This window comes from Shewanella sp. ZOR0012 (assembly GCF_000798835.1).
Lineage (GTDB): Bacteria > Pseudomonadota > Gammaproteobacteria > Enterobacterales > Shewanellaceae > Shewanella > Shewanella xiamenensis.
Genome location: NZ_JTLE01000094.1, coordinates 3,796,087 through 3,817,359 on the forward strand (window position 1 = coordinate 3,796,087; position 21,273 = coordinate 3,817,359).

Sequence of the window (21,273 nt, forward strand, 5' to 3'; positions counted from 1 at the left end):
CATTAACTTTTACAAGTTGTAGGTAAACGGAAAGTACATTATGTTGTTGATTTAAAATGGGTGGCTCGATTTATTGCTTACATCAAAAAAATTAACCTAATTTTAGTAATGCTAAAGAGTTCTGCCCTTATCAGTTATCAACTTCATCAATGAGAAAATGTGGCGCGAGTATCAGCCTGAGTTCGAGGCCGAAATAGTATCAAGCAAGGTCAACAATCTGTCTGACGTGAGAATTTAATAATGAGAAAGCTAACACAATATCAAGTGATTACCCATAAAACTGTATAAAGTTCGCTACCACAAAAAAGCAAATTCCTATAGCATCATTTATACCAATTCACATGGATATGGCAGCGGCCAAGTCCAACAAGCGATTTATGCCCCGCAAACAGCGCAGCGCATAAATACTAAGACGTTATATTCAATTATGAGTAACCCCAAGAATCATCATTATGTCCCTCAGTCTTATCAGCTTTTGTTCTCGCTAGATGGAAAGAATCTATTTTACCTCGATAAAAAGAAATCCCAAATTCTTGGACCCGCTGGGCCCAGGAACTTCTGCTCTGAAAACTTTCTTTATTCTCTTACTGGAGAAACGGCAAAAGCGTCTAACTCGCCCACCTTCATCGAAAATCCAATGCTTTCGACCATTGATGGAGCATTCGCAAGCGAAGTGGAGAAGTTAATGTCAGAAAACCCCGACAAAACTGACGTCAGTTTATATAATCTATCAATGTTTTTCGGATTTTTATCCGCAAGAAATCCGCGTCTTATCAATAAATTTCAAAGTGATTTTGATCGCGCTCTTATCGGAGAAATTTTAAAGCATGCAAGAGTTGATGAAGCAGCTAAGAAAAAAGCAGAAAATATGGGGTTAGATCTGAATGACGACAGCCTTTTTGAAGGGCTGTCATTTTCAGAATCACGAAATATGACGCTTATTAAGATGGTTGAGAACGCGCAAAAGAATGCAGTTTGCATTCATGATTGCATGGGCTGGCTATTTTTCTATTCTTTCGAGGCCGATATTCTTCTTTGTGATGATCCGTTTATTGTAAAAGACGACGCAATTGAAATAGAACAATTGTTGAGTAGTAGAGATGACTATTTTATTCTGGTTCCATTATCTCGGCAGCTTTGTCTATGCCTATCGTCGCATAAATCGGAGATTAAACATACATACATTAATTCGACTCAGGCCAGGGTAATAAATAACTTAATAATAAACAATGCTGAAAGGTGGGTGATCGGCCCCTCTAAAAAGTCAATCCAAGGCCAATGAATATAACAAACGCAGGCACAGCGCAGCTTTACCGTTGCTGCTTCGCCTTCACTACAAAGCCGCGCCTGCTACAGGCTTTAATCCATAGAAATTTTAATCCGAAACTGACAAGTTAGAACAAAGGAGCTATCACGCTTTTGTCCCGAAGTGAGCTACAACGGGTATGATACTTTAAAACTTGGTTGTAGCTCGATTCGGACTGAGTAGTAGCAATTAGTATGAATCTTTATTTTGGGTCATGTTTAATCTAAACGGTACTCGCAGGGGTAATTGATTGTTTAGTATCAAACTTTATTCCGCTCCTACAATAATGCCATGACTATTTTGATAATCTAAAACCACTGTATGCGATGGGTTTAGCTAAGGTTAAGCTTGGCTGCGCTTGAGTCAGGCTCAACAAGGTTTGAGTTGTCTTTGCCTTACCGCCGCAGCCACAACTTCTTTTAGCACCACAGCATCCGCCCTTGGCTAAATGTTTTAGGGATGCACGCCCCTGTGATGCTTGGGTTAAACGCAAATTCACCTCTTTACTCTGGGCGAGCAGCGTGGCAATCGATAATTGATTATCCCCTCGGCTCACACTGATCCCTGCATCGAGCAGCTTACCAAGCATACGCTCACCAATATGTTGCACCACCACAATGCTGGTGTGCTGGGCACGAATGACATCTAACAAGGCTTTTTTATCTTGGCAATTGCCGCCAAGGGCGGGGTTCGGGATAGAAAGTAAAAGCTGATGATTTTCATCATAAAAATGGACTTGCTGCGCCTTAGTAAAATGGCTGGCAAGCCGTCCACGGCTAATCGGTAGGGCGATAATCATACTGGGTCCTTATCATTTGGAGTCGGTAATTTCAGCACCAGCCCTTGAGTAATGGCGATCGCCACTTTTTGGCGAGCACTGGCGAGCAGATAACCAAAGGTTTGCCGCGAAATCCCCATTTGCGCTGCGGCCTCAAACTGGCTTAAGCGCTGGACATCACCAAGCTCTAAGGCTTCAAACTCGTCGGCAGCTAAAAGGATTTGGGATAAGTTAGCCGCTGGTATGCCATTAGGTTTAAACAGACTACAGGGCACACAACTCGATAATTGACGGCACTTTTTGGGTCTAGGCATCTGTGATGGCACCTTAAGGGCAAACAATACCCCTTTCGCAGCGTAAATAGTTTCTGGCATAGGCCAGAAACTATTATTGCCATTTCCTCCATACAAACCGAGGGCATCATCACAGTTCTACAGAATAGGTTTTATGGGATTGGCATCCTTTGAGCCAACTCATTAGGGCGATGACTCACCTCAACCGAATAGCCGTTATCTTGCTTGATAAAATCGACAAAGTTTTTAATGGCTGGCAAGGCATCTTCCCTATGATGGGAGACATAAAGCAATTGACTAAGATGGTGCTCGGCGATCATATTCAGCGCCCGCATCACCAAAGTGCGATTGATAAAGTCGAGCCCTTGGTAGGGTTCATCCAAAATCAACAATAACGGCTGTTTAATCAAGGCCCTGCCTATAAGTAATAGCCGCTGCTGGCCGTAATCCAATTGCTTAAAACCCGTACTGGCAAACTCACTCATATGCAGTATCGCTAGCCATTCCTTCGCCAAATCGACCTGAGGTTTAGTGGGCTTATGGTACAGACCGATAGAATCGTAAAAACCCGATAACAAGACATCGAGCGCCGAACAACTCACTCGGTATTGCAAATGCAAGGCCGATGATACTATGCCAATCCGTTGTTTTATTTGCCAAATACTCTCACCACTGCCTCGTGGACGCCCAAAGAGGGTGATATCGTTACTGTAGCATTGGGGATGATCGCCCAAAATCAGCCCGAGTAAGGTACTCTTACCGCAACCATTTGGCCCCCGCACTTGCCAGTGTTGTCCCGCACTAATCCGCCAATTCACATCTTTAAAAATCAAGCCGCTAACATATTCCACCTTGCCATTTTTAATCTCAACTAAGGGATCAAAGGCTTCGGCATTGTGGCGTTGGCGTTCCATTAACGCCAACAACTCGGCACTTCGGCTGGCCGAAAGTGCATTTAGATGCGCCATCACAGGGTGACTATGCCACTGCTCAATCGACATAGGTGTACTGAGTTGATGCACATGCTGACCCGATTTGAGCATATCGCTATTAAACAGTGCCACATGGCTAACACAGGGTGGTAACTCTTCTTGGCGGGAGGTGATAATAAGCAACTGAGTATATTCGGCAATTTCAACTAACAGCTGTGATAGGCTGAGTTGATGCTCGCTATCCAACCCAGCGTAAGGGTCATCTAAAATCAATAACTCAGGTTCAGTTGCCAGTGCCCTCGCTAACATCACCCGCCGGGTTTCACCAGTCGATAACTGTCTAAATCCTCTTTGCGCTAAATGTTCGAGTTCCACTTTTTGTAAAAAGGTGCTCAAACGTTCAGTATGCAGACAAGATTCCAGCACTAATGATTCAACCGTTGAACCATAGTCGAGTTCATCCTTTGCTAGCTCACGTTCAAGTAATGCCTGCTGTAAACCGAGTGACACCCAACCAATTCGCGACGGTAATCCAGATATCTCGCCTTCATCAGGCTGTATATCACCCGCTAATATTCGCCCAAGGAGTGAGCCGCTATAGCTGTCGGTCGCAAAAATGGCCCAATGTTGCATCGGCATTAACTGCCAATCTTCAACGACTAGCAGCTCATTGCCACGACCGTAGCGCAACCCTTTTACAACAAGCGTTTTATCCCCGTACGTAGCACTATTACCCATCCCACTTCCTTAGGTATTCAACCCGATTAACATTGACTCGACTGAATATGCGTAAAATTTGTCATGACATTGATACTACTGAGTAAATAAGCAGAATGGAATGCCAGTCAGCAATCGCTCAAACACTGATTACCCACAAAAATAAAAAGCCCACCCGACGAAAACGCGCGGATGGGCTTGAGGTTAACCACTCACTTTAGATATCGAAGCGATCGGCATTCATGACTTTATTCCACGCTTTAACAAAGTCTTGCACGAATCTGTCTTGACCATCCTGTGCACCATACACTTCAGCCACGGCGCGCAATTCAGAGTGAGAGCCGAAGATGAGATCGACTGGGGTTGCTGTCCACTTAAGCTTACCGCTCTTACGGTCTTGTCCCTCGTAAATGCCCTCTTGCTTGGCCGACTTGCTCCACTTAGTCGACATGTCGAGTAAGTTAACGAAGAAGTCATTACTCAGCACACCTGGCTTATCGGTAAATACACCGTGTTTAACGCCAGCACTATTGGCATCCAACGCACGCAAACCACCCACCAGCACCGTCATTTCGGGCACGGTCAGATTAAGCATATTGGCGCGCTCAATCAGCATCTCAGCGGGAGAAAGACTGCTGTCTTTTGAGTAATAGTTACGGAAACCATCAGCCGCAGGTTCAAGCACAGCAAATGAGTTCACATCGGTTTGTGCTTGTGTGGCGTCCATTCGCCCAGGGGTAAATGGCACCGAAACCGTCACTCCCGCCTCTTTCGCGGCTTTCTCAACCGCGACGCTACCACCCAGCACAATCACATCCGCTAAGGAGACTTTTTTGCCGCCCTTGAGCGAACCATTAAAGTCTTTTTGGACTTTCTCAAGCTTAGCCAATACTTTAGCTAACTCTTTTGGATTGTTCGCCTGCCAGTTCATCATAGGCTCTAAACGAATGCGCGCGCCATTTGCCCCGCCACGCATATCGGTATCACGGAAGCTACTGGCCGACGCCCATGCGGTTCTCACCAACTCAGGAACTGTTAACCCAGATGCTAAGATCTTATTGCCTAAGGCTTTAATATCGGCGTTATCGATAAGCGGATGGTCAAGGGCAGGAATAGGATCTTGCCAAATCAGCGTTTCTGCTGGCACATCGGCACCTAAATATCTCGCTTTTGGCCCCATATCGCGGTGAGTTAACTTAAACCACGCCTTAGCGAAGGCTAGCTCAAACTCCTTAGGATTTTTCAGGAAACGCGTGGTGATTTCGCGATAAATAGGATCTTCCTTCAACGCGATATCACTAGTGAACATAATCGGCGCATGGCGCTTATCCGGTAAGTGGGCATCGGGTACCAGATTTGCCGCCTTATCATCGGCTGGCGTCCATTGGATATGGCCCGCTGGACTCTTGGTTTGTACCCAGTCAAAGGTATACAGCCAAGTTAAATATTCCATGGTCCATTTGGTTGGGTTGGATGACCAAGCCCCTTCCAGACCACTGGTAACAGTGTCTTCAGAGTGGCCTTTACCACATTTGTTTTTCCAACCTAAACCTTGCTCTTCAATCCCTGCTGCTGCCGGATCGGCCCCCACGCATTTTGCGGGATCGTGTGCGCCGTGCGCCTTACCAAAAGTGTGACCACCGGCGATTAAGGCAACGGTTTCTTCGTCATTCATCGCCATACGGCCAAAGGTATCGCGGATTTCTTTTGCCGATGCTAAAGGATCGGGCACCCCGTTCGGGCCTTCTGGGTTAACGTAAATTAAGCCCATTTGGGTCGCGCCCATAGGTTTAGCCAATTCGCCCTTTTCGTTGCGTCTTTTACTATCGAGCCACGCTTTTTCTGAGCCCCAATTGACCATTTCGGCTTCCCAGTCGTCTTCACGACCACCCGCAAAACCAAAGGTTTTAAAGCCCATCGACTCTAATGCCACGTTACCCGTTAGCACCATCAAGTCGCCCCAAGACAGCTTGCTGCCGTATTTTTGCTTGATAGGCCACAACAGACGGCGCGCTTTATCTAAACTCACGTTATCCGGCCAGCTATTTAAGGGTTCAAAACGTTGTTGGCCACCCGCAGCACCACCGCGGCCATCAAAAATCCGGTATACGCCCGCGCTATGCCACGCCATACGGATAAAGAAAGGCCCATAGTGACCATAATCGGCGGGCCACCAGTCCTGAGACTCTGTCATCAAGGCTTTGATATCTTTTTTTACCGCATCGAGATCTAAGGTTTTAAAGGCTTCGGCATAGTGATAATCACTGCCATAGGGATTGGATTCAATCGCATTTTGACGTAATGGACTGAGATTTAATTTTTCAGGCCACCAAAATTGATTACCTGTGACTTGCTCTTGCGCTGTGGCCGTTCCCGCCCCCAATGCGAGAGACATAGCCAAAGTTAACGCCGATAGCGTAGGAAGGGTGTTTATTTTCATGATAGTTACCTAGTTTCGTCCTGTTCGGCCCATTGATTTGTATTAACAATGAGCCATCCGCTTGCTGCTTGACGGCATACAGCAATCCTTATCGTTGTGTTACTCCAAGGCAAAATTGTCATATGCCGTTAACACAACCGAGATTGCAGTCTAATGACAGGCTTCTAAGTAATTGAAACGATTAATACCGATGAATGGAATCGCGAAAATAGATTAACGATGGTTAATTTATGAAAGCATTAAGAAAGTTGCCACTTACCGAAATCCATACTGTATTAGTAGTCAACTTATAGGGAATGACTATGGTATAAAATTGTTCATCCAAAAGGTTTAGCTATCTGTGATAGCATAGCGGCCGTTTTCCGTTAACGTTGATAAGGTATTGCAATGAATCCGATTATTGCCATCTTAAAAGAACACAATGTCACTGATGCAAAAATTAACGAGCTTTTTCAAGCATTAACCGATAATCCCCTGATGGCGATGGGCATTATTGGCCAGCTCGGTATTCCACCTGAAAAACTGCAACAACTGATGGCTCTGGTAATGCAAAATCCCGCCGTGATTAAAGAAGCGGTACTCGAGCTGGGTTTAGATTTCGCCAAGGTTGAAGCCGCTAAAGCGCAGCTACAAAAGTAATTTATCCCAGCCAATCGGCTTATAAAGGCAAAGCAGCATTGGCTTTGCCTTTTTATTCAAATTGTTATCTCTACCCTTTCACACTGCTACACAAAGATATAAAAACCTTATCGCCCCTCGCGGACAATATTTGCTAGAGTGTTGCAACACGCCATCAATAGCCAAAAGTGATTGAAAGGAATCAAGATGCGCCAACCTATTCGTCTATTTGCACTACTGTTGCCCGCACTGTTGTTGGGTTGTCAAAAGCAAACTCAAGCGCAACATGCGCAGGGTATGGACAAACCCGCTGCGCAAACCACTTCACAAACAAGCACGCCTCAAGCAAGCACCGCAGAGATTAATCCGGTCAATATGGATAAGCGCGAAAGTCAGCAACAACAAGCGGCTAAACAAGGTGTTAACAAGCCAAGTATTTCACCTAAAGGAGAAGGTATGATGCTACAAGGCACTGTAAGATATCTCAATTTAGAAGGGGGTTTTTGGGGAATTATCGCCGATAACGGCCAAAAAATATTGCCTAAAAATCTGCCGCAGGAATACCGCAAAGACGGCATACGTTTAAGTTTCACCGCCCAGGAAATCATCGGCATGATGACCATTCAGCAGTGGGGCAAACTATCAAACTTGAGTGATATCACTGTTATTGGCCAAGTAGAGAGTCAATCGGCCGATCCGCGGCTATAACAAGCCTTGGCCTGAGTGTGAGCCGCAAGCTACAGGCAAAAACTCAGGCCACACTTATTGAACATCGAACATTGAACATCGAGCGAGTAGCATCCCCTCGTTCTGGCAAGGTATCCTAAGTACGCACACATCAGGTGATGTGTGCCACATCCGATGGCTCAAAGGATACATGCCACACGGGTCTAACATTAAGACTGCTCCGACACCTTGGCCTGTTCAGCTTGCCACTCTTCAATTACTTCCTTTGCCGCTCTAAAGGCTTCAATGCCCGACGGCATACCGCAATAAACGGTTGAATGTAAGAGTACTTCTTGTATTTCTGCAACTGTGCAACCATTTCGCAAGGCACCGCGAACATGGCCTTTTAACTCAGCTGGCGCTTTTAGTGCCGCTAAGGTTGCGATGGTGATTAAACTGCGCGTTTGCAGCGGTAATCCCTCGCGGGACCACACTTCACCCCAACAATTGGCAGTCACTAACGCCTGTAATGGCTGGGTAAAATCCGTTGCGCTGCTAAGGGCCTTATCGACAAAACTGTCACCCATCACAGCACGGCGCACCTTAAGCCCTTTTTCATATTGCTCTTCGTTCATCTGACAATCCTTTTACTCTACACTCTGACAAGTTAACTGGCTCAATAGATAATTCCCTTTAAAAACATCATTCACAGGCTTTGCATCGATCACATTATGGCAATTAAAACCTGACCTCAAGGTAAATTCCATATAAGCTATCGCGCATATTCAAGGTAAGAACAATTCTCATTTATAAAAAGGTGATTGATGAAACCATTGCCGCTCAGTCTATGTGCCCTTGCCGTCGCAAGTGCATTGCCCGCTTGGGCAGACGAACAATCTAAACCACTTATTCAAGAAGTGATTGTGGTCTCAGGTTCCCGTATGGAACAAAAAATTGAACAGGTGGCAGGCTCTATTTTGGTGATAGATGAACAAGCCATCGAACGTAATATGAGCAATGACTTTGGTAGCCTGTTCCGTAACGAATCGGCTGTCGATATCAAGGGCGGAGCAGGCAAACCGACCTCAGTAACCATTCGCGGTATCGGCGGCAACCGAGTCATGATGGTAAAAGATGGTGTACGGGTAAATAACCAGTATGCTTCGCCGTTAGGCCCTGGTGCTGAAGGCACAGGCCGCGGTTTAACTGAAGTGCAAAGTCTTAAGCAAATTGAAGTAGTTAAAGCCGCTGCATCCACTATGTACGGCTCAGACGCCCTCGGTGGCGTGGTAGTGATGCGCACCAAAGATGCCAGCGACTACCTGCGGGGCGAAGATTATTATGTGTCGCTCAATGCGGGTTACACAGGCATCAATAACGAATACTCCGGCGGTTTTACCAGCGCAGCGGCCTATAGCGATTTTGAGAATTTGCTCACCTATCAGCATCGCAAAGGCGAAGAGTTACCTAACTACTTTGATACTCAGCCTGAAAGCGATCTGTTACAAGACAGCCTGCTATTCAAGAGTAAATACCGTTTTAATGAGCACACCACGGTGCAGCTCACCCTCGACTACCTAGAGCAAACGCTAGAACGCTGGGAAGATAAGCTCAATCGTGCCCAAGTACTGCAGGAGCGGATTGATACCGATCGCGATACCCAAGTGATCAACGGTGCCTTACAACTGCGCTCCGATAAAGCCACGTATTTACACGATGATTTGACCGTTACCGCCTATTTTGGCCAAACGGAGCAACTCGAACACCGTGATTATTTTGATTTACTCAAACTAGATCGCCCACTTACCGAATATCGCGACTATAAATTTAAAGATCAACGGCTTGGATTAACCAGTACCTTTAGCAAATACCTAGGCGCTGAGGGATACGGCCATCAGCTCACCTATGGGATGGACTATGAATGGTCCAAAATGATGCGCCATCGCAACAACAATATCGCTAGCAGCGGCGGTGATTGGCAAACCGAAACCCCCTTTACCTTTGCCGATACCGATAGCAACCGTTTAGGGCTATTTTTGCAGGACGATATCACCCTGTTAAATGGTGATTTAAACCTGATTGGCGGCCTACGTTATGACTATTTCCGTAACAGCCCCGACCAACAACAAGCGATGGAAGCAGGTAAAGATCCAGCCGACTTTGCGGTAATGAGCGACACCTTTTGGTCACCCAAAGTGGGGCTCGTTTATAAACTTACCGACACAGTGAGTGCCTACGCTCAATATGCCTATGGCTATAAAATGCCTACGCCCGATCAAAAATGGGGTGAGTTAGAGGTCGATGGCGGCTCGATGACCGATGTGATCATTCAAGCCAACTATGACTTAAAGTCTGAGCAATCCCACACCTGGGAACTGGGTATCCGCGGCAATCATGCAGATACTCAATATGAACTCACCACCTTCTACACCCACGCGGTCGACTTTATTGATTGGCAATATGTCAGCTTTAAACCGCCAGTATTTGGTCCGGTGATGCAGCCCATGGAGTTCAAATACCAGTACTTCAACCGCGATCAAGTGACACTCTATGGCGCAGAGGCCCAAGCCAACCATTGGCTGACAGATACCATAGAGCTATGGGGCAATATCGCTTATACCCATGGAACCGATGAAAACGGTCAATACCTTAACAGCGTTAGCCCGCTAAAAGGTAACCTAGGGGTGAATTGGTATAGCGATATTGGAGGAATGGAAACCGATATTGGCGCAGTGGTACGCTGGGCCGATAAGATGGACCGCACCCACGATATCAACCTGACCATCGATGATATTTGCGTGATGGGCCAATGTATTCCTAAAGAAAGCTTTAACGAAGTCTACAACACCGCCGGTTACGCCGTGTTTGACTTAACCATGGGCCTGCACGTTACCGACAATCTGCATCTGCGTGCTGGGGTGTATAACCTGTTTGATAAGGAATATGTTGACTACGCCGATGTGGCTGGCCAATCCGTGTTCTTACTCAATAGCACCATGAACTTACAAAAGGATGATTTCACCCAACCTGGGCGTTATTTCAACCTAAGTGTGAATTATCAGTTTTAATTCAAGCGGTTGTACTTGCTAAACATTCCCCGGTGTTTACCGGGGAATGTTTAGCAATCTCTCTGAGCCATACACTCAATCAAAATCGCGGCTTCATCCCCTGATGTGTAATCAAGCGCTCGCAACAACAATGACTCATTTTATCGCGTATGCAGGGTTGCGGTGTTATCGAGCTGGCCATTGGCATCAACCCGCACCAGTACTGAATGGTCTTTGGATAATTTAACAAACTTTATCTGTTCTGCTTCAGGCTGTTGCCAGTTAAGGATAAAGAGCGAAGCGTTTTCATCCTGCTCAAAGCCGCGCTCGGTATTCAACTCCCCAAATGTTGCCAAGCCATCGACAGTCATTCGATAGCGGTTGCCTTGACCAATAATTTCCAGCGTGACGGGCTTAGTATCGATGACGCCATGGTATACCACGCCATCAAATTTATCGTAGGCGGTATTATCCGCGCTGTGCTCACACTGATCTGAGTGTTGTTCAGAGCCGCTGACAGGCTGACAGTGATTAGCTTCGCTCACCTCCGCTGGCAGGGCATATCCCCATGCTGGCAATAACACCAGCACGCCAATAAGAGATGCTAATTTTCTGCGATTTATCAATGCCATTCCTATCAACGCCATTTCCAGCCGTGTCGTCGCCATAAGCCGATGGCAATGATGCTAACCGCTTAACTTACTCTTGTCAGCAAGCAAACGGCTAGCCGCACTAATTTGCACTGAGATTGGGGATGTCTTGCTGACTATAAAACAGCGCAACATCCTGTAATTGCTCGGCAGTCAACGCACTGACCTGTGATTGCATTAACGGATCGAGGCGTAAGCCCGCTTTGAAATCGACTAACTGCTTATTAAGGTAAGCCGGTTTTTGCCCCCTTAAATTGGGGAATTGCTTGGCCATGGCGATCATCGCCAGCCCATGGCATGACTCACATTGAGCCGTGGCAAGCGCTTTACCCCGCTCGATATCGGCTTGATAACCTTCGGCATAAACCGCTGTGGATAAGCCGCACAGGACAAGCAAACTGACGATAAACGTTTTCATTGAGATCCCTTAGCGGCAGGTTTAGCTGGCGGTGGTAACTGGCTTGCGTCAAGGGGCAAACGCCTAAAGAGGGTCATATCCATTTCAGCTTGACCATAATAGCTACTGAGGTAGCTCAACGTCGGCTCCCACGTATCCGACAAATCCCATAAGCCTTGGGTATCCACCATCCACTGCAAGGTTTCTTTCCAAAAGGCTTTATCACCGCGATTTTGGGTAACAATCATACTGGTGTGACAGGCATTGCATTGATAATTCACCAACTCCCAACCGGGCGCCATAATAAGGCCCGATTGAGGGTCCACGGGGTACTCGGCGGCGAACGACGCCCCAGTGAAAAGCAGCCCACACATGATCAGCTTATTGACATGCGCTCTCATCACACCACCCTAACGGCAATACGGTGGCAACCATTAAACATATATCCCTTAGGGTTCCATTGTGGCTGTACAACCGGTTGGCTATCACCTTCGCTATCGGTTGCTTTGGCCCAGATTTCGTAATAGCCCTGTGTTGGCAACTGCAACTCAATGCTCCATTGCTGCCATGCGGTGGCGTTTTTCGTTTTTTGTAGCTCCGCGACAAACCAACGGGTGCCATAATCGTAACTCACTTCCACCTTCACCACTTCGCGCACGCCCGCCCACGCATGGCCCGCAACCGTCAGTTTTTGCCCTTGAGCCAGTTCAGTGCCAGATTGTGGTTGAGTAATCAAAGACTTCACGATCATTTCTTCAATAATTCGATAGTCTTTTTCAGCAACCGTCTCGCCCGGTGCAATCGGATATTTTGGCACTTGATACGCTGGCGCTTCCATTTTATGCCCGTCGTGGACTTTATTACGCACACTGATCCCCGTTGCCGCTTTTTGCGAAACCGAGCCCGGCCGGCCACCAAATACGATACGTAGGGGATAACCATGCAGGTAAGGAATATCCTCACCATTCATCGACCATGCGATTAGCCCAAGCTCTTCGAGCGCCGCCTTGATAGGAACACCGCGGGAAATGGCCTCACCTTTTCCGCTCAAATGCACATCAGCCCCGTGGTGGCCGGTGTAAACCGCATCGGCTTTAACACCACAATCCTTAAGCACATCGCTCACCAACACCCCTGTCCACTCTGAACAAAATACTGCTGAGTTATTCCACTGATTGCCCTTAGTACTCGGGAAAAAGCCAGCGCGACTATTGCCGCCACATTCAATCAATAGCTGTAAGGTGTGATGTTTAAAGCGGCGCTTTAACTCATCAATGGTGTAGGTTTTAGGGGTGATGACCGACTCGCCATCCACGTTAAAAGTCCAGGTTTTAGCATCCAGCGTCTTAAAGTCAGGCACTATGCCATTCCAGCGGATAAACGAAACATCGGCAGGCGTCACCGCAGGCGCAAGCATATGCTCTGGCGGATACGCATTCAGCGGATTAGTGTTTAATACTTTGAAATAACTCGGTAAGTCCTCAGCCTTAGTCCAAGTTAATGCCGAAATATCCAAAGCACTCACCCCAGCAGGAAGCTTATCGGCAAATACCCACTTAACCGGCAGCGCGGATAACACCGACGTCGCTACCGCACCTTTTATAAAAACTCGACGATTAAGATCCATGTTATTTGTCCTTTCCGAGGTAAAAGTATTCCGCCATCTGCTGCATATCCGCCTCACTCAACAACTGAGCGACTTTAGTCATAGTGGGGTCTTGGCGCGTGCCAGCCTTAAAGGCTCGAAGCTGCTTCAACAGATAATCCGAGTTTTGCCATCCGATATTCGGAATATGTTCAAAACGGCTCATGCCAGACTCGCCATGGCAGGCCTTGCACATATTCAATAATTTATTGCTCTCATCGGCGTGGGTGACCGCCGGCAACAAAAGCATCAGCACACCCGCCGAATAAATCACTCGCAGCAACATCCGTTATTCTCTTCAGTTAGTGTTCATCACGACGACTGTCATTGAACGTAGCCATTCAGATAACATTAAGTTACATCAATGCTTATCGAGGTTTACATTCAATACAATTGAGTCAAAAGCTCAAGAGAAGTGACTTGTATTAGTAAGTAGTAAAATGACAAGCCATTGATTAGAAAAGGGAGATGGTTTATGGCCTTATGGCCAAGGGGAGTTAACGTCGTGGGGCTTCACCCTCTGATTTTTTAATCAAGAGTCGACCAAGGAGGACTGCTCGTCCTATCAAAAACGTCCATGTTAAACTACCAGCTCGATATCCCTATCTCGCGCTCAAAACGGCCGTTGGCCTTCGCCCTTGGATGCTCCAAAACGCCCCTAACGGAGTAAGCGTTCTTATGCTATCGCGTCAGACACTCGTGAACTTCTGTCACTTTGGTGTTGTCTGCGATTTACTGAAAAACAAATGAATGTTCCATTTTGGGCTAATGCAAAACTAGCAGAGTGATTCCTTCTATATCTTTAGAAAATTAACAATCGGGGCTCGTTTAAAATCCAAGAGATAACTTTTCCTTGGCAACAGGTCACTATTGCTGCTGTTCATCATATGCTGTACGCTAAGTTAAATTTTGATTAATAAACAATGCTTAAGATGTTACTTAATCAATGCCTATTTAGTGTTAACGATAAATTCGTTGATTAAAATGGCGATAAAATGAATCAGGGAAGATCCGCTCGACAAAGCGAACAAGGCAAGGACAAGCATTCTATACCTCTCCTTAAAGATACTCCCCCTCTGAACCAATTGTGATTCAGTTTAAGGTTTCACCAACCACAAGCTGATAGCTTTATTATTGTTTTTATTAAAATTTATTGTCTATATTTGCTGTCTGGTAGCAAGTGCCATGGGCGGTAGCGTGCTTACAGATTCGGATAAAAGCACCGCCACTAACTCCAAAGCTAAAACCAACCTCCCTGCTTATAAACGAGTAAAACAACTCCATTCGTTGGAACCCACATGCAGAATAAAGAAAAAATTGCGGTGTTTATTGATGCCGATAATGCGCCAGCCAGAAAGTTTGATGTGGTACTCGCTGAGCTTGCAAAACACGGTCTCATCAGTATTCGAAAGGCCTATGGCAATTGGAAAAGCCCGAACCTAAAGCCATGGGAAGATATCCTGCATGAATATGCCATTCAGCCTATTCAACAATTCGATTTAACTAAGGGTAAAAATGCCAGCGATATCGCTTTAGTAATTGATGCTATGGATATTCTTTACACAAAGGATATAGACATCATTTGCTTAATCTCTTCGGATTGCGACTTTACTCCCCTTGTGACCAGAGCCTTAGCCGATGGTAAAACCGTTTTTGGTTTCGGTGAACGTAAAGCACCAGCCGCTTTCGTGAATAGCTGCTCTCGCTTCCTCTACCTCGATGCTGAACCAGTAGTTGTCGCAGAAGAAATTGAAGTGATATCAGAAATCACTCAGCCTCCACCAACAGCACCAGACTCAGTCAGTAAAGCCGAGCAAACTCAGCCCAAATCCGCGACACCACAAAAATGCAATTTAAAAAGTGACACCAAACTGATCAACCTTTTGCGCCAAGCCATAGAAGCAACCGAAGAGGAAGATGGCTGGGCACAACTCGGCCCAATAGGCTCACATATCTCAAATCACAGCTCGTTCGATCAGCGAAACTACGGATTTAAAAAACTCAGCGACCTCTTTGCCGCAATCGATCTCTTCGAAATGCGTAAAACCCACGGCTCAGTGCTATGGGTAAGAGATATCAAACGAGCAAAGAGAAATGGTAAATAGGTAAAATGAAGGTTATGGATGTCCGGAGTCTTACTCTGTGATAGCCATATATTCAATTTCTGGTATAAACATATAACTTCAACGTCTTAAACTTGCCTATATCTAGGCCTGCTGGTTACTGAGTACATCATATGGAAAAACGAGAAAAACAAGTAAATGTGTTCTTTTTCATCACTGGACAAAATAACAAAAGTCACACAAATCCGACTCCAAATATATTCAACGAACTTTGGATAAACCATTATTCAAAAAGTAAAGGAAGCCAACAAAGAGAAAAAGCGATTTCAGGTAAAACTGTTCTGCGAAAAAAGACCCTTGTACTCAACATATTAGAAGAATCTAAGGGCGTTTATTTTGGCTATATTGGTGTATTTAGAGATTCCGTTTTACCTACCGTGTATAACACCCAAACTAATGATGACAAGCCAATTCCTTTGACTAAAGATGATGAGGTATTGGAAAAAAGTTATTTCATATACAACTCAAAGCGTGATTTGTTGTCGTTCCATAAAAACCATTTGGGGCCTACTGCAGGTGATTTGTCTTATATGCTGTTTGAACTAAGTAGTCTCCAGCTAATGTGCTTTGAGCCAATTTGGAAAGACCCAGATCTAAAAGCTTTATTGGATAAAGGGACTATTCTTAAAAGTGCTGAAATAACAATAGCTTTACCTAGAAAGCTCGACAACACCCTTGAACTAAAAAACAAATGGTGCAATGAGGTAATGAATATGATGTCAGATACAGGTATGAGCCGACTGACATTAAGATTTTTTGGGCGAGCAAGTACAAAAAAAGGATTTGTTGGATACCTCACTGATGACGTCAAACAAGGATTTAAAGAGTTTCTTGACTGTGGCGGCTCGCTAATCAGAAAGGCTAAAGTGCAGCCAACCTCTGGTGGCACAGAAAGTTTGCTTGACCAAGAGCTTAAATCTATGATGACTGTAGAAGTCATTGATGGCTACCCAACGGAGCTCGAGATGAAAAGAGCTCTTGAAAATGCGACCAATGAATGCAAAGCAGTACTAGATAAGTATTGAGAGTCAATATGAAACAGTTGATTGTAATGTTACTCAGCAGTGTGGTTACCGGCATTGTGGTCTGTAACTATACACCTCAAAACCACAGTGAGGTTTTAGCAATTGCTAGCCCTTTAGCAACAATTGCGGGGATTCTCTTTGGTTTCGTTATTGCAAGTAGTTCGTTGTTTACGAGTATTTCGAAAAATGTATTAATTGAAAATCTCAAGAACCATCAAGGGATGTATCGCGAGCTGATGGAACAACTTCACAGAACTGGTATGTGGCTGATTTCAAGCTGTATTTTTATGGTTGTTTCAATTTTCAGTCCTGATAAAGAGCTCTATTTCTCTTTTAAGTGGGATCACGTGATCTTAATGGCTGGTTTCTGGTTTATGATCTGTGGTCTCATTGACTTTTGGGACTCATGGAGAAAAGTTCGTTTAGTAGTTGTTCATCTATAGCAGCTGAAGTCAAAGATGGGACATCCATAACTCTTTTGAATTTAACCGCCAACACCAAGGCTAAAGAAGTTCTCCCTCCAACGAAATTACCGCAGGGTCATAAGCTGTAGCTAGAGCTACACTTCCACATCCCTGACCTCGTCAGCAAAACTAAGGTAACGTTCACATCTCGCCAGTAACTGCGCTTTGTAATGAGCCACAAATGATGCTTCATCTTCATCAAGGGGCGGGAGCATTAAAATCACCTCCGCTATTGCCTGCGGTATTCTTCGCGCTATTCTCGTTAAGTTACTGACTAATAAATTTCTTGGTAAACCCAAGCCATCCATAAACGCGGCTAATTGATAGGCGTAAATGCTATTTGGATCAAATTCGTCATCAATAGCCATCGCAAGCTGTTGTTCAAAATCCTCATACATAGCCACACTGACCAAATCGTACCAAGGCGTTGGCTCCATTCCGCTTGGCGTCATAAAAAATGAGTAGTTTTTACCGTGTGCATCGGCATTACCGGTCAGTAAATTGAATAGCGTCCATTGCAATATGTCTTGCTTAGCAGCCACGGGATTACGGCATTTTTCAGCAAGACTAAATAGCCTCTTAAAACTTACCCCTTCACGAATATCTTTAACATCGCGCCCCGTACCGAAATTACGTTCATATTTTTTGCTTACACTAAAACCAAGTGCTTGGCAGCTATCGACAATATGCCTTCTTAACACCCTTTGCTCGCTTGGTATATAACGTCTGTCAAAGCGTTCAACACAAAGGGCTTTGTAACTGCCAAAATGAACAATATCGACATTCGCCACATTCATTCCAATCACTTTGGCCAAACGCATCGTTATAAATTCATTGATCACTAAATGATGATATTTTTCGAATTTAACTATGTGGGTCGATGACAGCGTACCTTCGGCAAAGGCAAATTCTTTCCCGTTATAAAACAGGTTTAATTTAGGTTGAACACCCGCTACCGATAGTCGAGGTTTGCCGTCCCAAATTTCCATCGGCCACATTGTGGGATCTTCAATGCGTTGAATAACTTCTGCAGCCTTAATTGGCCGCAATTGTGTTTCAGGCAGTAAAGCCCCTTTAGGAACGAAAGCGATGGCACCTGCGGTATCGAGACCAATGGCGCGGATCAAGGCAAAGGTATTCCCCTTAGAGACGCCAAGCGATTCAATCAGATAATCTAATCCTTTGTTTTCTGGTAATAAGTTGACCAAAAACATTGATATTTGATTGCTCGTTCCAGCGCCATCTAAATGAATCGTTGGGGATAGTGGAAACCCACTTTGCTGCCAATCTTTGGTGTAATACACCGCAAAGGTGTCGGTCGTGGCATCAAAGGATAATTCCCCGATCATTAAATCACCGAGGTGCATCTCTAGCGTAAGCGTTTTAGCTGTACTCATAGGTTAATACCAGCCGTTAGTTTCGGTATTACTGGTTTGAGCCGAAACGATATCAATCCCAAGACCATCAAGGATTTTGAATACGGTTGAGATATAAACATCCTCACCCTTTTCAACTCGGATCAGCGTTTTTTTGGTTACGCCGCACAGCATGGCCGCCACGTCTTGAGTAAGAGCAGCACTTTTCCTGCGTTCTTTAATTAACAAGCCGAGGGATTGTTGATTTAGCGGTGATGCCATTATCGTCTCCAAAAGTGTAACTTCCTACACCTTAGCCTTAATAACAGTCTCATTCAATCAAAAAGTGTATATACGTACACTTTTTGATTGTTGATAATGACAAGCTGACTAAAAGTGTACAATGTTACACTTTCAAAGCAGTTTTCAGTGCTTAAACCCCAAAAAGTGTAGGTTAGTACACCTAGCTTGAAAAACGCCACTTCCCCAAATTGCCAGCGCCAAAAACAAAACCCCGATACTGTTGCCAGTATCGGGGTTTTCATTTTCTTTTATAACTACTTGGGTTTTAAGCGATTAAGCTAAAGACCACAGATGTTTTTGCTAATCTAGCGCAGGAAAAATCGTTTTAGAGCAAGGCTTTTTGTTGCGACGTGTAGCGTTTTTCTACACGAGTAACAAAGTAACGCAGCTATAAACGATTTTAACCAGCTAGGATCACATCATGCCGCCCATTCCACCCATACCACCCATTCCGCCCATATCTGGCGCATCAGACTTTGGCAGCTCAGCTACCATTGCTTCGGTGGTGATCATCAGGCCTGCGATAGACGCTGCGAATTGCAGTGCGCTACGGGTCACTTTAGTTGGGTCAAGGATACCCATTTCTAACATGTCACCGTAGGTGTCGTTGCCCGCGTTGTAACCGTAGTTACCGCTGCCGTTTTTCACGTTGTTAGCTACAACAGAGGCTTCTTCGCCTGCGTTGGTTGCGATTTGACGCAGTGGCGCTTCCATTGCACGTAGGGCGATAACCACACCGTGTTTTTGGTCTTCGTTAGCTACTTCAACGTCAGCAATCTTAGAGGCAACACGTACCAGAGCAACACCGCCGCCTGGAACCACACCTTCTTCAACCGCAGCACGGGTTGCGTGCAGCGCGTCTTCTACGCGAGCTTTTTTCTCTTTCATTTCAACTTCGGTCGCTGCACCGACTTTGATTACCGCAACACCGCCAGCTAATTTAGCCATACGCTCTTGCAGTTTTTCTTTGTCGTAGTCTGAAGTTGATTCTTCGATTTGTTGCTTGATTTGGCTTACGCGCGCTTCGATTTGCGCTTGTTCACCGTTACCATCGATGATGGTGGTGTTGTCTTTAGTGATCACAACACGCTTAGCAGTACCTAAATCTTCTAGGGTTGCTTTTTCAAGCTCTAGGCCGATTTCTTCAGCGATTACAGTACCGCCAGTTAAAATCGCTACGTCTTGCAGCATGGCTTTACGACGGTCACCAAAGCCTGGGGCTTTAACCGCTGCCACTTTCACGATACCGCGCATGTTGTTAACAACGAGCGTAGCTAAGGCTTCGCCTTCAACATCTTCGGCAACGATCAGTAATGGCTTACCAGTTTTTGCCAGACCTTCAAGGATTGGTAACAGTTCGCGAATGTTAGAGATTTTCTTGTCGACTAACAGTACGAATGGGTGATCTAATTCAACGCTGCCGGTTTCTGGCTTGTTGATGAAGTATGGAGACAGGTAACCACGGTCGAACTGCATACCTTCTACTACGTCCAGTTCGTTTTCCAGTGCTTGGCCTTCTTCAACGGTGATCACGCCTTCTTTACCGACTTTTTCCATTGCAGTGGCAATGATTTGGCCGATTGACTCGTCAGAGTTTGCAGAGATAGTACCGACTTGAGCGATCGCTTTTGAGTCAGCGCAATCTTGAGAAAGGTTTTTCAGTTCAGCAACGGCGGCAATCACGGCTTTATCGATACCGCGCTTTAAATCCATTGGGTTCATACCCGCTGCAACGGCTTTTAAGCCTTCAGTGACAATGGCTTGTGCCAGAACAGTTGCAGTAGTGGTACCATCACCGGCGGCGTCGTTGGCTTTAGAAGCAACTTCTTTCACCATTTGCGCGCCCATGTTTTCGAATTTGTCTTCTAATTCGATTTCTTTTGCAACAGACACACCGTCTTTAGTGATCAGTGGTGAGCCAAAGCTCTTGTCTAATACCACGTTACGGCCTTTAGGGCCTAAGGTCACTTTAACTGCGTTAGCCAGAATGTTTACACCAGCCAGCATTTTTACGCGTGCGTCGTTACCAAATACAACTTCTTTAGCTGCCATAATTGAATATCCTTTACATTTTTAATGATTAATTGGAATGTCGAATTGATGTCGTGGATTAACCTACGATGGCCATCAGGTCAGCTTCCGACAGGATCAAGACTTCTTGACCGTCGATTTTTTCTTTCTTAACACCGTAACCTTCATTGAAGATCACTACATCACCCACTTTCACATCCAGAGGTCTTACAGTGCCGTTTTCTAAAATACGGCCATTACCTACTGCAAGGACTTCCCCGCGAGTCGATTTTTCGGCGGCGCTGCCTGTTAATACAATGCCACCCGCAGAAGTTGATTCAACTTCTAAACGCTTAACGATTACGCGGTCATGTAATGGACGAATATTCATCTATGAACTCTCCTAATGATTTAATGCCCAACAATCGAGGCGATTTTGTGATGAAAAAGAGGAGGCCTTTCCGCCTTCCCCTTTGATGTGTGTGATATGGGGTTAACCCCTGC

Annotated in this window: 21 protein-coding genes; 7 read left to right on the forward strand and 14 right to left on the reverse strand. The window is 45.5% G+C overall.

What is annotated here, in order from left to right; all coding sequences use genetic code 11:
- Nucleotides 1-427: 427 nt before the first annotated feature.
- Nucleotides 428-1,282, forward strand: a complete 855-nt coding sequence (locus L976_RS18280) for a DUF4238 domain-containing protein (protein ID WP_047539087.1) — start codon at nucleotides 428-430, stop codon at nucleotides 1,280-1,282.
- A 319-nt stretch (nucleotides 1,283-1,601) separates the two neighbouring features.
- On the opposite strand, the gene L976_RS18285 is transcribed toward L976_RS18280, so the two are convergent.
- The 4 genes from L976_RS18285 to katG all read right to left on the reverse strand — a co-directional run bounded on the left by L976_RS18285 (nucleotide 1,602) and on the right by katG (nucleotide 6,466).
- Complete coding sequence (locus L976_RS18285; protein ID WP_037414203.1) at nucleotides 1,602-2,105, reverse strand: NifB/NifX family molybdenum-iron cluster-binding protein; 504 nt, start codon at nucleotides 2,103-2,105, stop codon at nucleotides 1,602-1,604.
- A complete protein-coding gene (locus L976_RS18290; protein WP_037414262.1) occupies nucleotides 2,102-2,398 on the reverse strand; it encodes a DUF134 domain-containing protein in 297 nt (98 codons plus the stop codon). The genes L976_RS18285 and L976_RS18290 overlap by 4 nt, the downstream gene beginning before the upstream one ends.
- Nucleotides 2,399-2,529: 131 nt before the next feature.
- On the reverse strand, nucleotides 2,530-4,047 hold the full coding sequence (locus L976_RS18295; protein WP_047539090.1) for an ATP-binding cassette domain-containing protein: 1,518 nt from the start codon (nucleotides 4,045-4,047) through the stop codon (nucleotides 2,530-2,532).
- Nucleotides 4,048-4,243: 196 nt separating this feature from the next.
- Complete coding sequence (katG, locus tag L976_RS18300; RefSeq protein ID WP_037414206.1) at nucleotides 4,244-6,466, reverse strand: catalase/peroxidase HPI; 2,223 nt, start codon at nucleotides 6,464-6,466, stop codon at nucleotides 4,244-4,246.
- Nucleotides 6,467-6,853: 387 nt separating this feature from the next.
- Between katG and L976_RS18305 the strand changes: the two genes are divergently transcribed.
- Both L976_RS18305 and L976_RS18310 read left to right on the forward strand, forming a co-directional pair.
- Nucleotides 6,854-7,105, forward strand: coding sequence for a DUF2999 family protein (locus tag L976_RS18305; RefSeq protein ID WP_037414210.1), 252 nt, complete (start codon nucleotides 6,854-6,856; stop codon nucleotides 7,103-7,105).
- A gap of 186 nt (nucleotides 7,106-7,291) precedes the next feature.
- A complete protein-coding gene (locus L976_RS18310) occupies nucleotides 7,292-7,792 on the forward strand; it encodes a hypothetical protein (protein WP_037429983.1) in 501 nt (166 codons plus the stop codon).
- Between the two features lie 188 nt (nucleotides 7,793-7,980).
- On the opposite strand, the gene L976_RS18315 is transcribed toward L976_RS18310, so the two are convergent.
- Nucleotides 7,981-8,385, reverse strand: coding sequence for a carboxymuconolactone decarboxylase family protein (locus L976_RS18315; protein ID WP_037429985.1), 405 nt, complete (start codon nucleotides 8,383-8,385; stop codon nucleotides 7,981-7,983).
- A gap of 189 nt (nucleotides 8,386-8,574) precedes the next feature.
- On the opposite strand from L976_RS18315, the gene L976_RS18320 reads away from it, so the two are divergent.
- Entirely contained in the window at nucleotides 8,575-10,818 is a 2,244-nt protein-coding gene (locus L976_RS18320) for a TonB-dependent hemoglobin/transferrin/lactoferrin family receptor (protein ID WP_037429987.1), read from the forward strand.
- A 140-nt stretch (nucleotides 10,819-10,958) separates the two neighbouring features.
- On the opposite strand, the gene L976_RS18325 is transcribed toward L976_RS18320, so the two are convergent.
- From L976_RS18325 to L976_RS18345, 5 genes are all read right to left on the reverse strand, one after another.
- The gene (locus tag L976_RS18325) at nucleotides 10,959-11,429 is read right to left on the reverse strand and encodes a hypothetical protein (RefSeq protein ID WP_226770044.1); all 471 of its coding nucleotides are present in this window, start codon (nucleotides 11,427-11,429) and stop codon (nucleotides 10,959-10,961) included.
- 100 nt (nucleotides 11,430-11,529) lie between these two features.
- Nucleotides 11,530-11,865, reverse strand: coding sequence for a c-type cytochrome (locus tag L976_RS18330; protein ID WP_037429989.1), 336 nt, complete (start codon nucleotides 11,863-11,865; stop codon nucleotides 11,530-11,532).
- The gene (locus L976_RS18335) at nucleotides 11,862-12,245 is read right to left on the reverse strand and encodes a cytochrome c (protein ID WP_047539094.1); all 384 of its coding nucleotides are present in this window, start codon (nucleotides 12,243-12,245) and stop codon (nucleotides 11,862-11,864) included. The genes L976_RS18330 and L976_RS18335 overlap by 4 nt, the downstream gene beginning before the upstream one ends.
- The gene (locus L976_RS18340) at nucleotides 12,245-13,471 is read right to left on the reverse strand and encodes a sulfite oxidase (RefSeq protein WP_047539097.1); all 1,227 of its coding nucleotides are present in this window, start codon (nucleotides 13,469-13,471) and stop codon (nucleotides 12,245-12,247) included. Before L976_RS18340 ends, L976_RS18335 begins: the two co-directional genes overlap by 1 nt.
- Before the next feature lies 1 nt (nucleotide 13,472).
- The gene (locus tag L976_RS18345; protein ID WP_037429997.1) at nucleotides 13,473-13,775 is read right to left on the reverse strand and encodes a c-type cytochrome; all 303 of its coding nucleotides are present in this window, start codon (nucleotides 13,773-13,775) and stop codon (nucleotides 13,473-13,475) included.
- A gap of 1,012 nt (nucleotides 13,776-14,787) precedes the next feature.
- Between L976_RS18345 and L976_RS18350 the strand changes: the two genes are divergently transcribed.
- The 3 genes from L976_RS18350 (at nucleotide 14,788) to L976_RS18360 (ending at nucleotide 17,080) form a co-directional block, all read left to right on the forward strand.
- Entirely contained in the window at nucleotides 14,788-15,594 is an 807-nt protein-coding gene (locus tag L976_RS18350; RefSeq protein ID WP_047539100.1) for an NYN domain-containing protein, read from the forward strand.
- A 131-nt stretch (nucleotides 15,595-15,725) separates the two neighbouring features.
- Nucleotides 15,726-16,637 carry a hypothetical protein gene (locus tag L976_RS22460; RefSeq protein WP_052184026.1) on the forward strand — a complete coding sequence of 304 codons (912 nt, stop codon included), beginning with the start codon at nucleotides 15,726-15,728 and terminating at the stop codon, nucleotides 16,635-16,637.
- Between the two features lie 8 nt (nucleotides 16,638-16,645).
- Entirely contained in the window at nucleotides 16,646-17,080 is a 435-nt protein-coding gene (locus tag L976_RS18360) for a hypothetical protein (protein WP_047539103.1), read from the forward strand.
- Nucleotides 17,081-17,196: 116 nt separating this feature from the next.
- Here the strand turns inward: L976_RS18360 and hipA are convergent, their stop codons facing one another.
- From hipA to L976_RS18385, 4 genes are all read right to left on the reverse strand, one after another.
- On the reverse strand, nucleotides 17,197-18,498 hold the full coding sequence (gene hipA / locus L976_RS18365) for a type II toxin-antitoxin system toxin serine/threonine-protein kinase HipA (protein WP_047539106.1): 1,302 nt from the start codon (nucleotides 18,496-18,498) through the stop codon (nucleotides 17,197-17,199).
- Nucleotides 18,499-18,501: 3 nt separating this feature from the next.
- Entirely contained in the window at nucleotides 18,502-18,738 is a 237-nt protein-coding gene (gene hipB / locus L976_RS18370; RefSeq protein WP_047539109.1) for a type II toxin-antitoxin system antitoxin HipB, read from the reverse strand.
- A 435-nt stretch (nucleotides 18,739-19,173) separates the two neighbouring features.
- Nucleotides 19,174-20,811 (reverse strand): chaperonin GroEL, encoded by a 1,638-nt coding sequence (gene groL / locus L976_RS18380; RefSeq protein WP_037430013.1) that lies wholly within the window; start codon nucleotides 20,809-20,811, stop codon nucleotides 19,174-19,176.
- Between the two features lie 58 nt (nucleotides 20,812-20,869).
- Nucleotides 20,870-21,160, reverse strand: coding sequence for a co-chaperone GroES (locus L976_RS18385; protein WP_011071021.1), 291 nt, complete (start codon nucleotides 21,158-21,160; stop codon nucleotides 20,870-20,872).
- Between the last annotated feature and the right edge of the window lie 113 nt (nucleotides 21,161-21,273).

Bases quoted from the DNA above. Each gene is read 5' to 3' on its own strand.
- L976_RS18305 (WP_037414210.1), top strand. From the start codon at position 6,854: ATGAATCCGATTATTGCCATCTTAAAAGAACACAATGTCACTGATGCA.
- hipB (WP_047539109.1), bottom strand. From the start codon at position 18,738: ATGGCATCACCGCTAAATCAACAATCCCTCGGCTTGTTAATTAAAGAA.
- hipA (WP_047539106.1), bottom strand. From the start codon at position 18,498: ATGAGTACAGCTAAAACGCTTACGCTAGAGATGCACCTCGGTGATTTA.
- L976_RS18310 (WP_037429983.1), top strand. From the start codon at position 7,292: ATGCGCCAACCTATTCGTCTATTTGCACTACTGTTGCCCGCACTGTTG.
- L976_RS18295 (WP_047539090.1), bottom strand. From the start codon at position 4,047: ATGGGTAATAGTGCTACGTACGGGGATAAAACGCTTGTTGTAAAAGGG.
- L976_RS18335 (WP_047539094.1), bottom strand. From the start codon at position 12,245: ATGAGAGCGCATGTCAATAAGCTGATCATGTGTGGGCTGCTTTTCACT.
- L976_RS18280 (WP_047539087.1), top strand. From the start codon at position 428: ATGAGTAACCCCAAGAATCATCATTATGTCCCTCAGTCTTATCAGCTT.
- L976_RS18330 (WP_037429989.1), bottom strand. From the start codon at position 11,865: ATGAAAACGTTTATCGTCAGTTTGCTTGTCCTGTGCGGCTTATCCACA.
- L976_RS18290 (WP_037414262.1), bottom strand. From the start codon at position 2,398: ATGCCTAGACCCAAAAAGTGCCGTCAATTATCGAGTTGTGTGCCCTGT.
- L976_RS18285 (WP_037414203.1), bottom strand. From the start codon at position 2,105: ATGATTATCGCCCTACCGATTAGCCGTGGACGGCTTGCCAGCCATTTT.
- L976_RS18345 (WP_037429997.1), bottom strand. From the start codon at position 13,775: ATGTTGCTGCGAGTGATTTATTCGGCGGGTGTGCTGATGCTTTTGTTG.
- katG (WP_037414206.1), bottom strand. From the start codon at position 6,466: ATGAAAATAAACACCCTTCCTACGCTATCGGCGTTAACTTTGGCTATG.
- L976_RS18325 (WP_226770044.1), bottom strand. From the start codon at position 11,429: ATGGCATTGATAAATCGCAGAAAATTAGCATCTCTTATTGGCGTGCTG.
- groL (WP_037430013.1), bottom strand. From the start codon at position 20,811: ATGGCAGCTAAAGAAGTTGTATTTGGTAACGACGCACGCGTAAAAATG.
- L976_RS22460 (WP_052184026.1), top strand. From the start codon at position 15,726: ATGGAAAAACGAGAAAAACAAGTAAATGTGTTCTTTTTCATCACTGGA.
- L976_RS18340 (WP_047539097.1), bottom strand. From the start codon at position 13,471: ATGGATCTTAATCGTCGAGTTTTTATAAAAGGTGCGGTAGCGACGTCG.
- L976_RS18385 (WP_011071021.1), bottom strand. From the start codon at position 21,160: ATGAATATTCGTCCATTACATGACCGCGTAATCGTTAAGCGTTTAGAA.
- L976_RS18315 (WP_037429985.1), bottom strand. From the start codon at position 8,385: ATGAACGAAGAGCAATATGAAAAAGGGCTTAAGGTGCGCCGTGCTGTG.
- L976_RS18320 (WP_037429987.1), top strand. From the start codon at position 8,575: ATGAAACCATTGCCGCTCAGTCTATGTGCCCTTGCCGTCGCAAGTGCA.
- L976_RS18350 (WP_047539100.1), top strand. From the start codon at position 14,788: ATGCAGAATAAAGAAAAAATTGCGGTGTTTATTGATGCCGATAATGCG.
- L976_RS18360 (WP_047539103.1), top strand. From the start codon at position 16,646: ATGAAACAGTTGATTGTAATGTTACTCAGCAGTGTGGTTACCGGCATT.